Genomic DNA, 14,996 nt, shown 5'->3' on the forward strand with positions numbered 1-14,996 from the left:
GACAGGCACCAGCACCGGCCTCGCAGACCGCGACCAGGACCGGGACCGGGACCGGGAGCGAGCCCGAGAGCGGCACCGGATCTGAACACGGCCCCCGAACCGGAACGGGAACCGGACCCAAGCGAACCTCCGAACCGGACTCCGATCCGGGCTCCGGACCGGGCGGACGCTCCCGTCCCGAAGACGACCACGCCCCCACACCGACCACACCGCCAGCAGACGCGGCCGCACCGGCCGCACCGGTCGCGGCGATGCGCCTGGTGCACCCGAAGACGAACGAACCGCTGATCCCGGTGCGCTCGAACCTGATCGAAGATCCCATCCCGGTCTTAACCTGCCCGCCGCGGGACGCCGCGGCGGGGAAGGCGCCTCATACAGCCGCCAGCTCGAAACCGGAAACGGCTTCGAGCCATTCCCCGTGTCCAAGCCCGGAACAGCACACCCAAAGTGCCCCAAGTCTCCACACCCGACCGGCCCGAAACCCGCCCCCGGCCGCCCCGAACCGGCATCCCCTCCCCGCCACCGAACCCGCAGCCACAGCGCCCACCACAGCCGCCGAACCGGCCCCTAGAGTCCCGCTCCCGCTCCTGCTCCCCACGACCAACCTCCGTGGCCGACAGGGCACCCCGACCTCCACTCAGCTCCTTCGTCGCCGCCCGCCTGAAGACCGCCCAAAGCGGACCGAGCTCCGAAGGGTCCGCCCCCACCCGACTCCTACCTCGTCATCGCTGCCGCTCTTGGCGCAGAGCAACCATCTGCCCGACACCGATCCCGCCAACGACCCCACGGCCATTGCCGGACTCCTCAGGCCCGCCGCCAACCACCGCCGACATATCCGCTGCTGCCCCACGACCGACCTCCGCGGCCGAGAATCCGCTCCCGACCTCCACTCAGCTCCTCATCGCTGCCACGAGAGCTGGGATTCGGGAGCTGGATCTCCAGCCTCACCGTAATCGGGATAGTCCCTCAGGCTTGCAGGGAGTCGCGCATGCTTACCGGCTGAGCTGCGCGATGCGTCGGCTCGCCGAGTCCCACCGCACCACCCCCGAACAGGGCTACTACCCCCTTGACCGGGCGAGCTTGAACGGAGCCCACGCGGTCCTGCACGTCAGCGCGGGCACCGGGACCGAACACGCCCTGGGCGACGCCGAAGCAAACGGCGAACCGCCCGGGAAGTACCAGCTCTAGGTCAGCTCAGAGCCTCGGCCAGGCCGTCGGACAGCAGCTCCACCTGCCACGTGCGGGCGCCGGCGGCCAGCAGCGTGTCCCTGATGTGCCTCTCGGAGATCTTCTTCGGCGGATCCCACGCCAAGGCCCGCACGATCGCGGGCGTAATCAGGTTCTCGGCCGGCAAGCGGTGCTTCTCGGCCACTTCGGACACCACGGCGCGGGCGGCGGCGAGCCGCTCGGCCGCGTCCGGGTCCCTGTCCGCCCAGCGGTGCGTCGCGGGAGGGCCTTCCTGCGACGGCGTCGTCGACGGCAGCTCGTCGCCTGCCAGCGTCCGCGACTCGGCCAGCGCCGACAACCACAGCCGCGCATTCGTGCGCCCGCCGCGGCGGCGGAACCCGGGCAGGCTCATCAGCTCGGCGAAGTCGGTGGGATCGTTCGTGGCGGCCTCGACGATCGCCGCGTCGGGCAAGACCTTGCCGGGCGCCCGGTCGAGCTTGCGGGCCAGGTTGTCGCGGGCCTCCCAGACCGCGCGCACGCGGCCGAGGGCCTTGGCGCCGCGGACCTTGTGGATACCGGAGGTACGTCGCCAGGGCTCCTTGCGCGGCTTCGGCGGCCCGGCGGTGCGCACGTGCTCGAACTCGGCTTCGGCCCAGGCCGTCTTACCCTGCTTGGCGAGCTCGGCGGCGAGCTTCCCGCGCAGCTCCAAGAGCAGCTCGACGTCGAGGGCGGCGTACACGAGCCAGTCGTGCGGGAGCGGGCGCGAGGACCAGTCGGCCGCCGAATGCTGCTTCTCCAGCCGGTATCCCAGCAACTGCTCGGTGATCGAGGCGAGCCCGACCTTCTCGAAGTCGCACAGTCTCGCGGCCAGCTCCGTGTCGAACAGCCTCGTCGGATGCAGTTCCAGCTCGGCCAGGCACGGCAGGTCTTGGCTCGCGGCGTGCAGGATCCATTCCGGGCCCCTCAGCGCGGCCTGCAGCGGCTCGAGGTTCTCGATCGGGATCGGGTCGACCAGGACCGTCCCGGTACCGGCGCGGCGCAGCTGGATGAGGTAGGCCCGACCCGAGTAGCGGAAGCCCGAGGCGCGCTCGGTGTCGATGGCGATGGGACCGGAGCCGGATTCCAGGCGTTCGGCGGCCTGGGCGAGGTCGGCCGAAGTCTGAATGAGCGAAGTCATGCCTTCTCGCGGCTCGGTCAGGAGTTCGGGCTCTGGTTCGGGCTGGGGATCGGTCACCTGTTCACGGTACGGCCATCCGCGCTGGTCGCGCCACTGCCCCGCCGATCAGGAGGACGAAATACACCTGAATATGGTGCTATAACCCCATTATCATCTACCGATAGTAGAGCGCAGGCCACACCGCCCTGGAAGGTGCGCGCCACATCGCACTCTCCGCTGCGGGCGGGCACGCTCGACGCGTGCCAAGATGACAATGTGCGTACCGCTGCAGCGACTCCAGTGACGTCCCCATTTCTCGCGGCCTGCCGGGGCGAGGAGCCCGATCGGGTTCCGGTCTGGTTCATGCGCCAGGCCGGGCGCTCCCTGCCCGAGTACCGGGAGGCGCGGGCGGGCACCACCATGCTGGAGGCCTGCCGGACCCCTGAGCTCGTCGCCGAGATCACCATGCAGCCGGTCCGCCGCTACGGCACGGACGCGGCCATCTTCTTCTCCGACATCGTCGTGCCGCTCGCCGCAATCGGCGTCGACATCGAGATCGTCCCCGGGGTCGGCCCGGTCGTCGCCGAGCCGTTCCGCACCGAGGCCGACGCCGATCGCCTGCGCAACCTCGACCCCTGCGACGTCGGCTACGTGACCGAGGCGATCGGCCTGCTGGTCAAGGAGCTCGGGGAGACCCCGCTCATCGGCTTCGCCGGCGCCCCGTTCACCCTCGCCTCCTACCTCATCGAGGGCGGCCCGTCGCGCGATTACGCCAAGACCAAGGCGCTCATGCGCTCCCGCCCCGACGTGTGGCACTCCATCGCCTCCAAGCTGGCCGCGATCTGCGGCGAGTTCCTCCGCGTCCAGGTCGAGGCCGGCGCGAGCGCGGTCCAGCTGTTCGACTCCTGGGCCGGGGCCCTGTCGGAGGCCGACTACCGCCGCTTCGCGCTCCCGCACTCCACCGCCGCGCTCATGGGCGTCGCAGATTCGGTGCCGCGCATCCATTTCGGTGTCGGCACCGGGCACCTGCTCGAAGCGATGGCCGAGACCGGCGCCGAGGTCATCGGCGTAGACTTCCGCATCCCGCTCGACCAGGCCGCGGCGCGGCTGCCGGGCAAGACCCTCCAGGGGAACCTCGACCCGACCGCGATCCTCGCCGACGACGAACCGCTCATCGCCGAGACCGACGAGGTCCTGCAGGCCGGTCGCGCCGCCCGGGGCCACATCTTCAACCTCGGCCACGGCGTCCTGCCCGACTCCGACCCGGCGAAGCTCAAGCTCGTCGTCGACCGCGTCCACGAGGCGACACGGCGATGAGGGTCCTCATCGTCGGCGGCGGCATCACCGGTCTGGCCGCCGCGCACCGCCTGCGCGAACGGCTCGGCGAGGACGCCGAGATCGTCGTCGCCGAACGCTCCGACCGCCTCGGCGGCAAGATCCACACCGTCGACTTCGCCGGCCGGCCGGTCGAGGCAGGCGCCGAGTCGCTCCTGGCCGCCCGCCCCGAGGCCATCGACCTGGCGAAGGCCGTCGGGCTCGGCGACGCGCTCGTCCACCCCTCCGGTCTCAAGCCGGCGTTGAGTCTCGACGGGCGGCTGCGGGACTTCCCGACCGGCACCATGATGGGTATCCCGGCCGACCCCGCGGACGTCGCCGCCGTCGCCGACGTCAAGGAGGGCCACGGCTCGGACCGGCCCATCCTCGCGCCCGGCGCCGACATGTCGGTGGGGGAGCTGGTGCGTTCTCGCCTGGGCTCGGAAGTGCTCGACCGGCTGGTCGCGCCGATGCTCTCCGGGGTGTACGCCGGCGATGTCGACCGGCTCTCGGTGACCGCCGTCATGCCCCAGCTCGCCTCGGCCCTGCGCCGCCATTCGCGCCTGACCGACGCCGTCGCCGAGGTCAAGCGGCCCGCAAGTGGAAAACCGGTGTTCGCCACCGTGGACGGCGGTCTGGGCCGGCTCGTCAAGGCGACGTCCGCCGAGGCGCGCGCGGACGTGCGGATCGGCATGACCGTCCGCGAGCTGCGCCAGACCCCGTACGGCTGGGAGGTCGTCGCCGGGCCCGTGCCGGACCCGATGAAGGTCACCGCCGACGCGGTCATCCTCGCCGTCCCCGCCTCGCCCGCCGCCAGGCTTCTGCGCGGCGTCGAACCCGAGGCCGCCGCCGCGTTGTCGGGTGTCGCCTACGCCTCGGTGGCCTTGGCGGCCTTCGCGTTCGACCACATCGACCTGCCCGAGCGGTCCGGTTTCCTCGCCCCGGCGAGCGCCGGGAGGGCCGTCAAGGCCGCTACCTTCTTCTCCCAGAAGTGGCCGCATCTGGGGACCCGCCGTGCCATCCTGCGCGTCTCCATGGGGCGGATCGGCGACGAGGCGCTGCTCCAGAGCGACGACGCCACGCTCGCCAAGACCGCGCTCAGGGAGCTCGGCGAGCATCTCGGGCAGCGGATCCCCGAACCGGTCGCGCAGCGCGTCGACCGATGGGGCGGGGCGTTGCCGCAGTACGCGCCGGGCCACCCCGAGCGCATCCGCGCCGCGCGCGAGAAGCTCAGGGAGCACCGCGGCATCGCGATCGCCGGCGCGGCCGTCGACGGCGTCGGCATCGCCGCGTGCATCGCCTCCGGTCGGGCCGCCGCCGACGAGATCGCCGCCCAACTGGCAACCGAATCCGACTAGTTTCGAAGGGCCGCAACGTGGCACAGCAGGCGAACAATCCGAACGCCCAGCGCATCAAGGAACTCAACGAGACCGTCCGGTACACACTGTGGTCGGTGTTCCGCGTGGCCGAGCCGTTCCCGTCGATCCGGCAGGACCTGATCTCGGACACCGAGTCGTTCTTCGGGAAGCACTGCCCCGACGCGGGCGTGACGGTGCGCGGCACCTACGACCTGACCGGGATGCGCGCCGACGCCGACGTGATGGTGTGGTGGCACGCCGAATCCTCCGACCAGCTGCAGAAGGCCTACTCCGACCTGCGGCGCAGTGCCTTCGGTCGGCACCTGGCGCCGGTGTGGTCGAACATGGCGCTGCACCGGCCGGCCGAATTCAACCGCAGCCACATCCCGGCGTTCCTCGCAGAGGAGGAGCCGCGGAAGTTCGTGTGCGTGTACCCGTTCGTGCGGTCCTACGAGTGGTACCTGCTGCCGGACGAGGAGCGCCGCGACATGCTGCGCGAGCACGGCATGCAGGCCCGGGACTACCCGGACGTGCGAGCGAACACGGTGGCGAGCTTCGGGCTGGGCGACTACGAGTGGATCCTGGCGTTCGAGGCCGACGAGCTGCACCGGATCGTGGACCTCATGCGCGAGCTGCGCGCCTCCCGAGCCCGGAGGCACGTGCGCGAGGAGATCCCGTTCTTCACAGGCCGCCGCCGCACCATCGGCGACATCATCGACGACCTGCCCTAGCCCGTGGAGCCGAACGCCTGGCTCAGCGCGCTGGCCGTTGTCGCCGCCGTGTTGCTGCTGATCGAGGGCGTGCGCCAACTGCGGCGCCGCTGGATGCTGGTCAACGTGGACGGCGAGAGCATGGAGCCGGCGCTGCGAGACGGCGACGAGGTGCTGGCCAAGCGCACCCGCAGGATCGAGGTCGGCCAGATCGTCGTGGTCGCGGCCCCGGACCCGCTCCTGGGCTGGGCGGAGCCTCCGAAGAAGGGCCGAGGCCCGTGGTGGGTCAAACGTGTCGCGGCCGTCGCGGGCGAGCCGATGCCGGGATCGGACGAGACCGTGCCGCCCGGTCACTACTTCCTGCTCAGTGACAATCCGGTCGGCGAGGACTCCCGCCGTCACGGCGTCTGCCCGGCCCGGATGATCGCAGGCGTCATGGTCCGGAAGTTCTGACGACCAAGCCGATCCTAAGAACCGGGCGCTTGGTCCCGCGATTCGGGACGTGGCAGACTTGGTTCATGCCAGCGCTTCGTTCACGCACATCCACCCACGGCCGCCAGATGGCCGGCGCACGCGCGCTGTGGCGCGCCACCGGCATGACCGATTCGGACTTCGGCAAGCCGATCATCGCCGTGGCCAACTCGTACACCCAGTTCGTGCCCGGGCACGTCCACCTCAAGGAGCTCGGCGGCATCGTCGCCGAGGCCGTCACCGAGGCCGGCGGCGTCGCCCGCGAGTTCCACACCATCGCCGTCGACGACGGCATCGCCATGGGCCACGGCGGCATGCTCTACTCGCTGCCCAGCCGCGAGATCATCGCCGACTCCGTCGAGTACATGGCCAACGCACACTGCGCCGACGCGCTGGTGTGCATCTCCAACTGCGACAAGATCACCCCGGGCATGCTCATGGCCGCCCTGCGCCTGAACATCCCGGTGGTCTTCGTCTCCGGCGGCCCGATGGAGGCCGGCAAGACCGTCGACAGCAACGGCGTGGTCACACGCAAGCTCGACCTCATCGACCCGATGGTCGCCGCCGCGAACGACGACGTCTCCGACACCGAACTCGGCGTCATGGAGGCCGCCGCCTGCCCCACCTGCGGCTCCTGCTCGGGCATGTTCACCGCCAACTCCATGAACTGCCTCACCGAGGCCATCGGCCTCTCCCTGCCGGGCAACGGCTCGACCCTGGCCACCCACGCCTCCCGCAAGGCCCTGTTCTCCGAGGCCGGGCGCGTGGTCATGGACCTGTGCAAGCAGTACTACGGCAAGGACGACGAGTCGGTCCTGCCTCGGAGCATCGCCACCCACGACGCGTTCGAGAACGCCATGGCCCTCGACGTCGCGATGGGCGGCTCCACGAACACCGTTCTGCACCTGCTCGCGGCCGCCCGCGAGGCCGGCCTGGACTTCTCGGTGGCCGACATCGACGCGGTCTCTCGCCGCGTCCCCTGCGTCTCGAAGGTCGCGCCGAACTCGCCGGACTACCACATGGAGGACGTCCACCGCGCCGGCGGCATCCCCGCGATCCTCGGGGAGCTCTACCGCGGTGGCCTGCTGCACGAGAACGTCCACTCGGTCCACTCTCCGAACCTCGCCGAGTGGCTCGGCAAGTGGGACATCCGCGCCGAGAACCCCGCCCCCGAGGCGATCGAGCTGTTCCACGCCGCGCCGGGCAACGTCCGCACCACCGAGCCGTTCTCCACCGAGAACCGCTGGGCCAGCCTGGACACCGACGCCGAGAACGGCTGCATCCGCTCGGTCGAGCACGCTTACACCGCCGACGGCGGCCTCGCGGTGCTGTTCGGCAACCTCGCCGAGGACGGCTGCGTCGTCAAGACGGCAGGCGTCCCCGATGAGAACCTGACTTTCTCCGGCCCCGCCCATGTCTTCGAGTCCCAGGACGACGCCGTCCAGGGCATCCTCGACAAGTCCGTCAAGGAGGGCGAGGTCGTCGTCATCCGCTACGAGGGCCCCAAGGGCGGGCCGGGCATGCAGGAGATGCTGTACCCGACCTCGTTCCTCAAGGGCCGCGGCTTGGGCCGCAAGTGCGCGCTCATCACCGACGGCCGCTTCTCCGGCGGCACCTCGGGCCTGTCGATCGGCCACGTCAGCCCCGAAGCCGCCGGCGGCGGCCTCATCGGCCTGGTCGAGGACGGCGACGTCATCGAGATAGACATCCCCGCCCGCCGCATCGAGCTCAAGGTCGAGGACGCGACCCTGGCCGAACGCCGCGTGGCCCAGGAAAAGCGCGAGAACCCGTTCACGCCGGTCGACCGCGACCGCACCGTGAGCCAGGCCCTGCGGGCCTACGCCTCGATGGCCACCCCGGCCAGCGACGGCGCCGTCCGCAAGGTCCAGTAGACCATTCACCACCGCACCGCAGCCGGGCCCGAAAGGGCCCGGCTGTTTGCGTCGGCCGAGCTCGAACAGGCCGAGGACCTCGTCCGAGAGGACGAACCCCGAACGCTGCGAGCGGCTCGCACCGACCGCCGACGTCCGCGACGAGCTCCCAGAAGTCCTGAAGATCCGCTTATGCGGAATTCGATGTCACGCACCGTAGTCGCATGGCGGCGTGGTGGCGGAGACCATCCCTAAAGGATGCACATGTGACCAGCGTCCGCTCTGGGGCGCGGTTTCGCCCCGCCGCACGATGGGGCATTCTGTAAGGCACGAGGCTTCCTAGGATTGGGCTCTGAGCATGTCGCCGTCACCCCGCCGCGCACGCCTCCTCATGTCGTGGATCGCGGCCACCGCAGTGTGGTGCTCCGTGTTCGCGGCCGCCATCGTCACCGGACTGCGCTCATCCCCCGAGGCCATGCACGATGCGACCGCCGCCAGCGTCGGCAGTCTCGGCGCCGCCTGCGCAGGACTGCTCATGTGGCGCACCGCCGCCCGCCTCCGGCCGACCAGGCGCGTCTCCTATCAGATGATGGCCGCCGGTGTCCAGGTCACGGCCGGGACCGTCGCCGCCGCCTGCTGGCTGCCGTCCGGGGCCGCCTCCTTCGCCGCCGGCATCGGCTTCACCGCAGCGATCGGGCTCTACGGACTCGCCTTGCTGCGACTGCCCGACGAGCGCTGGGACGGCGCGGCCGTCCAGCGCCGCCTCGTCGACGGCAGCTTCGTCGGCGTCTGCGCGCTCTTCGCCTTCTGGCTCGTGGTGGCCCGCCCTTGGCTCCAGGCGAACCGCGGCCACCTCAGCAACGGCGACCTCGCCATCATCATCCCGGGCATGCTCGGGATGGTCCTCCTCGGCGTCGGACTCACCACCACCTTCCGCCTCAACCGGTGGCGCCGCCGCCACGCCTTCGCGTACACGGCCGTCCTGGCCGTCCACACCAGCGGCCTGGCCCTGTTCACCACCTGGCAGTGGAACCTCCCCGAGGTCAACACCCTGTGGTGGTCCGTGGCCTGGGTGGCCTCCACCGCCGCCCTCCTCGGTGTCACGTACCTGGCGCTGCGCCAGAAGCCGGCGATCGACAAGCCCAACTACCCGAGCGTCCACTACACCGTGATGGCCGGGGCCGCCGTGCTCGCCACCGCCGTGTTCCTCCACAACGGCGCCTCCTCGGGCCCGCTGCCGCTCGACGCCGCTCTCCTCGCTCTCGGCGCCGCCGCCGCCCTCGGCGGCCGCCTCGTGCTCACCAACATCGACGTCCGCCGCGTCGCCGGCGACGCGGCCGACCGCCAGCGGCGCCTGTCCGCCATCGTGGGCGTCGCCTCCGACACCGTCCTCGTCCTCGACACCGACCTCAAGGTCACCTGGCACCCCGAGGACTCGGAGTGGCGCCCCGCCACCGAGGCAGGTCAATGCCTCGGCGCCCGGTTCCTCGATCTCATCCACGCCGACGACCGGCGCGGCGCCGAAGAGGACCTGCGGGCGCTGCTCGAAGGCATCAACGCCACCGGCAAGGTCACCCTGGACGTCCGCGTCCGCGACTCGGCCCGCCGCTGGAGGCACACCGAGACCGTCGTGACCGACCTGCGCGGCCAGCAGCAGGTCCGCGGCCTCGTCGCCCGCGTCGAGGACGTCGGCGCGCGCCGCAGCCTGGAGGCCGAGCTGGCCCGCATGGCCTACACCGACCCGCTCACCGGCCTGGCCAACCGCCGGGCCCTCCTCCAGAGCCTGGAAGACGGCGTCGCCGCCGAAGAGCACAGGACGGCGCTGCTGCTGCTCGACCTCGACGGGTTCAAGAACGTCAACGACACCCGCGGCCACGATTTCGGAGACGAGCTGCTCGTCGAGGTCTCCAGGCGCATAAAGGAACTGCTCCAGCCGACCGACCTCGGCGCGCGGCTCGGCGGCGACGAGTTCGCAATTCTGCTGCGCGCCAACAGGTCCGAAGCGGTCTCCATGGCCCGCGACCTGGTCGCCAAGCTCTCGGACCCCTACGAGTTCCACGACGCGTCCACCGTGTTCACGACCGGCTCGGTCGGCATCGCCACCGCCTCCGACGGCATGCACGACCCCGAGACCCTGCTGCGCAGCGCCGACCTCGCGCTCCGGGCGGCCAAACAGGCCGGGAAGAACCGCTACGAGACCTATGACGCCGAGTTCGACCGCAAGGTCCGCCGCCGCAACGAGCTCACCCAGGAGCTGCGCGGCGCGATCGCCCGAGACGAGCTGCGCCTGGCCTACCAGCCCGTGTTCGCCCTCGAAAACCGCTCGATCGTCGGCGCAGAGGCCCTCCTGCGGTGGCACAACCCCCGCCTCGGCCAGGTCAGCCCCGGCGAGTTCATCCCCGCCGCGACCGAGTCCGGCCTCACCCAGGACCTCGCGGTATGGGCCGTCAACCGCGCCGCCGAGCAGCTCGCCGCGTGGCATTCGGCCGGCATCAAGGCGTGGATCTCGGTGAACGTCTCGGTCAAGGAACTCCACACCCACCTGTTCGCCACCGAGGTCAACACCGCGCTCATCGCCGCCGGCGTCCCGGCCTCGCGCCTGGTCCTCGAGGTCACCGAGCACGACTTCTCCCACCAGATGAACACGCTCGTCGCCCAGCTCCAGGCGCTTCGCGGCGCGGGCGTGCGCATCGCCCTCGACGACTTCGGCTCCGGCTACTCCTCGCTGGGGCAACTCGACCGGCTCCCGGTCGACATCATCAAGATCGATCGCGACCTCGTCGCCAAGGACGACGGAGGCGTCGGCCCCCTCGCCGCGGTCACCGTCGAACTCGGACGACGCCTCGGCATGGAGGTCATCGCCGAAGGCGTCGAGACCGACACCCAGCTGGAGGCCATGATCAAGGCCGAGGCCCCGCTCGTGCAGGGCTACCTCCTGGCCCGCCCAATGCCGGCAGACGACCTCACCAGGTGGCTGCGCGAGGACCCGGCGGCCATCACCGCCGAGTGAGACGACATCTCGCACTCTGGGAAAAGTTGACTCACGGGCCGGAATCATGCATGCTGGGTGCGTGCCGAAGCAGAGCTACTTCCAGACAGCCGCCCCCGAGCGGCTGCTCGTCGTAGTACTTACCTAGCGCACCGTCGTTTCCCTGACGGTGCGCTCGCCCCGTGCGTCCTTGCACGCGGGCGATTTTTTCTGCCCGGGGAACGACGTCCCAAGTGTCGAACAGTCAGCCAAATACTCTCTATTGGACGAAGGACATGAGCACACCAGTGAAGGCACCGAAGCCAGGGCCCCAGGCTGCCAAGGCTCAGCCCGCCAGGCCCAAGGCCCCCAAGCCGGGTCCGCCGCAGATCACTCCCGCCGCCGCTCCCGTCCTCACCGGCGCGCAGGCCGTCGTGCGGGCTCTGGAAGAGCTTGAGGTCGAGGCCGTCTTCGGCATTCCGGGAGGCGCCATCCTCCCGGCCTACGACCCGCTCCTCGACTCGGTGAAAGTGCGCCACGTCCTCGTCCGCCACGAGCAGGGCGCCGGGCACGCCGCCTCCGGCTACGCGCTGGCCACCGGCAAGGTCGGCGTCTGCATGGCCACCTCCGGTCCCGGCGCCACCAACCTGGTGACGCCCCTGGCCGACGCCCACATGGACTCCGTGCCGATGGTCGCCATCACCGGGCAGGTCGCCTCCACCTCCATAGGAACCGACGCGTTCCAGGAGGCCGACATCCAGGGCATCACGATGCCCATCACCAAGCACTCCTACCTGGTCCGCGACGCCGCCGACATCCCGCGCGTCCTGGCCGAGGCCTTCCACGTGGCCGCCACCGGCCGCCCCGGCCCGGTCCTGGTCGACATCCCCAAGGACATCCTCAACACCAAGGCCCCGTTCGTGTGGCCCCCGCGCATGGACCTGCCCGGCTACCGGCCCACCACCCAGCCCCACGGCAAGCAGATCCGCGAGGCCGCCGCGCTCATCGCTGAGGCCAAGCGTCCCGTGCTGTACGTCGGCGGCGGCGTCATCAAGGCCGACGCCCACGCCGAACTGCTGGAGCTCGCCGAGCTGACCGGCGCTCCCGTGGTCACCACGCTCATGGCCCGAGGCGCCTTCCCCGACTCGCACAGCCAGCACCTGGGCATGCCCGGCATGCACGGCACCGTCCCGGCCGTCCACGCGCTCCAGAAGGCGGACCTGCTGGTCGCACTCGGCGCCCGCTTCGACGACCGCGTCACCGGCAAGCTCGACTCCTTCGCGCCCGACGCCAAGATCGTCCACGTCGACATCGACCCGGCCGAGATCGGCAAGAACCGCGAAGCCGACGTGCCGATCGTCGGCGACTGCAAGGCCGCCATCGCCGCGATGGTCGAGGCCTACGCCGACCCCGGCCGCGAGCGCCTGAAGACCTGGTGGGAGACCCTCGACGACCTGCGCGAGCGCTACCCGCTCGGCTACGAGCCGCACGGTCCGGACGAACTGCTCGCCCCTCAGCACGTCATCGACAGGCTCGGCAGGCTCGCCGACCCCGACACCATCTGGACGACCGGCGTCGGTCAGCACCAGATGTGGGCCAGCCAGTTCATCTCCTACGAGCGGCCCGGCACCTTCCTCAACTCCGGCGGCCTGGGCACCATGGGCTTCGCCGTCCCGGCCGCCATGGGCGCCAAGCTCGGCCAGATGGACCGCATGGTCTGGGCGATCGACGGCGACGGCTGCTTCCAGATGACCAATCAGGAGCTCGCCACCTGCGCCATCGAGGGCATCCCGATCAAGGTCGCCGTCATCAACAACGGCAACCTGGGCATGGTCCGGCAGTGGCAGACGCTGTTCTACGGCAAGCGCTACTCGAACACCGACCTGTCCACCCACCACAGCGACGCCTCGCCGCGCGTGCCGGACTTCGTCAAGCTCGCCGAGGCCCTCGGCTGCGTGGGCCTGCGCTGCGAGACCGCCGAGGAGGTCGACGAGATCATCAAGCAGGCCAACGACATCAACGACCGGCCCGTCGTCGTCGACTTCACCGTCGGCCCCGACGCCATGGTGTGGCCGATGGTCCCGGCCGGGGTCTCCAACGACGAGATCCTCTACGCCCGGGACGTGCGGCCGAACTTCGACGACGAGGGAGAAATCTGATGAGCAAGCACACCCTGTCGGTCCTCGTCGAGAACAAACCGGGCGTCCTCGCCCGCGTCGCGGCCCTGTTCTCCAGGCGCGGCTTCAACATCGACTCCCTCGCCGTCGGCGAGACCGAGCACCCGGGCGTCAGCCGGATCACCATCGTGGTCGACGTCGAGGCGGGCTCGCTGGAACAGGTCACCAAGCAGCTCAACAAGCTCATCCACGTCCTCAAGATCGTGGAGCTCGAAGCGGAGGCCTCCGTGCAGCGCGAACTGCTGCTGGTGAAGGTCCGCGCCGAGGCCGCCACCCGCGGCCAGGTCGTCGCCGCCGCGAGCCTGTTCAAGGCCCGGTCGGTCGACGTCACACCCGACACGGTCACTTTCGAGGTCACCGGGAACTCCGACAAGATCGAGTCGTTCCTCGAAGTCCTCGAACCGTTCGGGATCAAGGAGCTCGTCCAGTCGGGGACCGTCGCGCTCGGGCGCGGGGCCAAGTCGATGGCCTCGCTGTCCCGCTACGTCTCACCGAGCTAGGTCGGGTCCTCACCTGCCCGCCACGTCCTATCGAGCCAAGTCAAGTAAAGGAAGAAACCAACACATGTCCGCTGAAGTGTTCTACGACGACGATGCCGACCTCGCCCTCATCCAGGGCAAGAAGGTCGCCGTCCTCGGCTACGGCTCGCAGGGCCACGCCCACTCGCTGAGCCTCCGCGACTCCGGCGTCGAGGTCGTCATCGGGCTCCAGGAAAGCTCGAAGTCGCGGCCGAAGGCCGAGGAGGCGGGCCTGAAGGTGCTCACTCCGGCCGAGGCCGCCAAGTGGGCCGACATCATCATGATCCTGGTTCCCGACACCGTCCAGGCGAAGCTGTACGCCGACGAGCTCGCGCCGAACCTGCGCTCGGGCCAGACTCTGATGTTCGGCCACGGCTTCAACATCCGCTACGACCTGATCCAGCCGCCGGCCGACGTCAACGTCGCCATGGTCGCGCCGAAGGGCCCTGGCCACATGGTCCGCCGCCAGTTCGTCGACGGCAAGGGCGTGCCCGCGCTGGTCGCCGTGGAGCAGGACCCGAGCGGCGACACCCAGGACGTCGCCCTGGCCTACGCCAAGGCCATCGGCGGCACCCGCGCCGGCGTCTTGAAGACCACCTTCAAGGAGGAGACCGAGACCGACCTGTTCGGCGAGCAGGTCGTGCTGTGCGGCGGCACCGCCGAGCTCATCCGCGCCGGCTTCGAGACCCTGGTGGAGGCCGGCTACGCGCCGGAGGCCGCCTACTTCGAGTGCCTGCACGAGCTCAAGCTGATCGTGGACATGATCTACGAGGGCGGGCTGACGAACATGTGGTACTCCGTGTCCGACACCGCCGAGTACGGCGGCGTCTCGCGAGGCTCGCGGATCATCACCGACGAGACCCGCGCCGAGATGAAGCGCGTGCTCGGCGAGATCCAGGACGGCTCCTTCGCCAAGGAGTGGGTCGCCGAGTCCGAGAAGCGGGAGAACTTCAAGAAGCTGCAGGAAGTCCAGACGGACAACCAGCTCGAAGAGGTCGGCAAGAAGATGCGCGACCTCATGCCGTGGGTCCAGCGCAAGATCACCGAGACCGCGTAGCTTCGGAGTGATCCAGAGCCGCGGTCCCGAGACCGCGTAGCCCGGCTCAGAAGGCATGAAGGCGGCCCCCACCCCCCGAGGGTGGGGGCCGCCTGTTCTTGCTGGGATACGGCTTGAGCGCATCCGATCCCTGCTGAGGGCGTCTGGGAAGTTCGACATCACCCGGCTCGCCGCCGATCGGGATGACGTCCGCTTGGTCGGCCTGAACGACCCCTACGAATGAGTCATC

Annotated in this window: 11 protein-coding genes; 10 read left to right on the forward strand and 1 reads right to left on the reverse strand. The window is 70.2% G+C overall.

Annotated elements, in window-relative coordinates; all coding sequences use genetic code 11:
- Positions 1-972 precede the first annotated feature (972 nt).
- The gene (locus tag L0U85_RS07585) at positions 973-1,188 is read left to right on the forward strand and encodes a hypothetical protein (RefSeq protein ID WP_241377150.1); all 216 of its coding nucleotides are present in this window, start codon (positions 973-975) and stop codon (positions 1,186-1,188) included.
- 1 nt (position 1,189) lies between these two features.
- Here L0U85_RS07585 and L0U85_RS07590 read toward each other — a convergent pair whose 3' ends face one another.
- On the reverse strand, positions 1,190-2,344 hold the full coding sequence (locus L0U85_RS07590; RefSeq protein WP_277605536.1) for a ribonuclease D: 1,155 nt from the start codon (positions 2,342-2,344) through the stop codon (positions 1,190-1,192).
- A gap of 279 nt (positions 2,345-2,623) precedes the next feature.
- On the opposite strand from L0U85_RS07590, the gene hemE reads away from it, so the two are divergent.
- The 9 genes from hemE to ilvC all read left to right on the forward strand — a co-directional run bounded on the left by hemE (position 2,624) and on the right by ilvC (position 14,767).
- A complete protein-coding gene (gene hemE / locus L0U85_RS07595) occupies positions 2,624-3,640 on the forward strand; it encodes a uroporphyrinogen decarboxylase (protein ID WP_241377152.1) in 1,017 nt (338 codons plus the stop codon).
- Positions 3,637-4,995 carry a protoporphyrinogen oxidase gene (gene hemG, locus L0U85_RS07600; protein WP_241377153.1) on the forward strand — a complete coding sequence of 453 codons (1,359 nt, stop codon included), beginning with the start codon at positions 3,637-3,639 and terminating at the stop codon, positions 4,993-4,995. Before hemE ends, hemG begins: the two co-directional genes overlap by 4 nt.
- Before the next feature lie 17 nt (positions 4,996-5,012).
- Positions 5,013-5,726, forward strand: a complete 714-nt coding sequence (gene hemQ / locus L0U85_RS07605; RefSeq protein ID WP_241377154.1) for a hydrogen peroxide-dependent heme synthase — start codon at positions 5,013-5,015, stop codon at positions 5,724-5,726.
- A 3-nt stretch (positions 5,727-5,729) separates the two neighbouring features.
- Entirely contained in the window at positions 5,730-6,158 is a 429-nt protein-coding gene (locus L0U85_RS07610) for a S24/S26 family peptidase (protein ID WP_241377155.1), read from the forward strand.
- Positions 6,159-6,223: 65 nt separating this feature from the next.
- Positions 6,224-8,068: a dihydroxy-acid dehydratase gene (gene ilvD / locus L0U85_RS07615; protein WP_241377156.1), complete on the forward strand. Its 1,845-nt coding sequence runs from the start codon at positions 6,224-6,226 to the stop codon at positions 8,066-8,068.
- Positions 8,069-8,405: 337 nt separating this feature from the next.
- Positions 8,406-11,057, forward strand: a complete 2,652-nt coding sequence (locus tag L0U85_RS07620; protein ID WP_241377157.1) for an EAL domain-containing protein — start codon at positions 8,406-8,408, stop codon at positions 11,055-11,057.
- A 254-nt stretch (positions 11,058-11,311) separates the two neighbouring features.
- Positions 11,312-13,174, forward strand: coding sequence for an acetolactate synthase large subunit (locus tag L0U85_RS07625; RefSeq protein WP_241377158.1), 1,863 nt, complete (start codon positions 11,312-11,314; stop codon positions 13,172-13,174).
- A complete protein-coding gene (gene ilvN / locus L0U85_RS07630) occupies positions 13,174-13,692 on the forward strand; it encodes an acetolactate synthase small subunit (protein WP_241377159.1) in 519 nt (172 codons plus the stop codon). The genes L0U85_RS07625 and ilvN overlap by 1 nt, the downstream gene beginning before the upstream one ends.
- Positions 13,693-13,756: 64 nt before the next feature.
- Positions 13,757-14,767, forward strand: a complete 1,011-nt coding sequence (gene ilvC, locus L0U85_RS07635) for a ketol-acid reductoisomerase (RefSeq protein WP_241377160.1) — start codon at positions 13,757-13,759, stop codon at positions 14,765-14,767.
- Positions 14,768-14,996 lie beyond the last annotated feature (229 nt).

The organism is Glycomyces sp. L485 (assembly GCF_022548875.1).
Lineage (GTDB): Bacteria > Actinomycetota > Actinomycetes > Mycobacteriales > Micromonosporaceae > Glycomyces.

Coding starts and splice junctions, on each gene's coding strand:
- L0U85_RS07590 (WP_277605536.1), bottom strand. CDS start 2,344: ATGACTTCGCTCATTCAGACTTCGGCCGACCTCGCCCAGGCCGCCGAA.
- hemG (WP_241377153.1), top strand. CDS start 3,637: ATGAGGGTCCTCATCGTCGGCGGCGGCATCACCGGTCTGGCCGCCGCG.
- ilvD (WP_241377156.1), top strand. CDS start 6,224: ATGCCAGCGCTTCGTTCACGCACATCCACCCACGGCCGCCAGATGGCC.
- L0U85_RS07620 (WP_241377157.1), top strand. CDS start 8,406: ATGTCGCCGTCACCCCGCCGCGCACGCCTCCTCATGTCGTGGATCGCG.
- L0U85_RS07625 (WP_241377158.1), top strand. CDS start 11,312: ATGAGCACACCAGTGAAGGCACCGAAGCCAGGGCCCCAGGCTGCCAAG.
- ilvN (WP_241377159.1), top strand. CDS start 13,174: ATGAGCAAGCACACCCTGTCGGTCCTCGTCGAGAACAAACCGGGCGTC.
- ilvC (WP_241377160.1), top strand. CDS start 13,757: ATGTCCGCTGAAGTGTTCTACGACGACGATGCCGACCTCGCCCTCATC.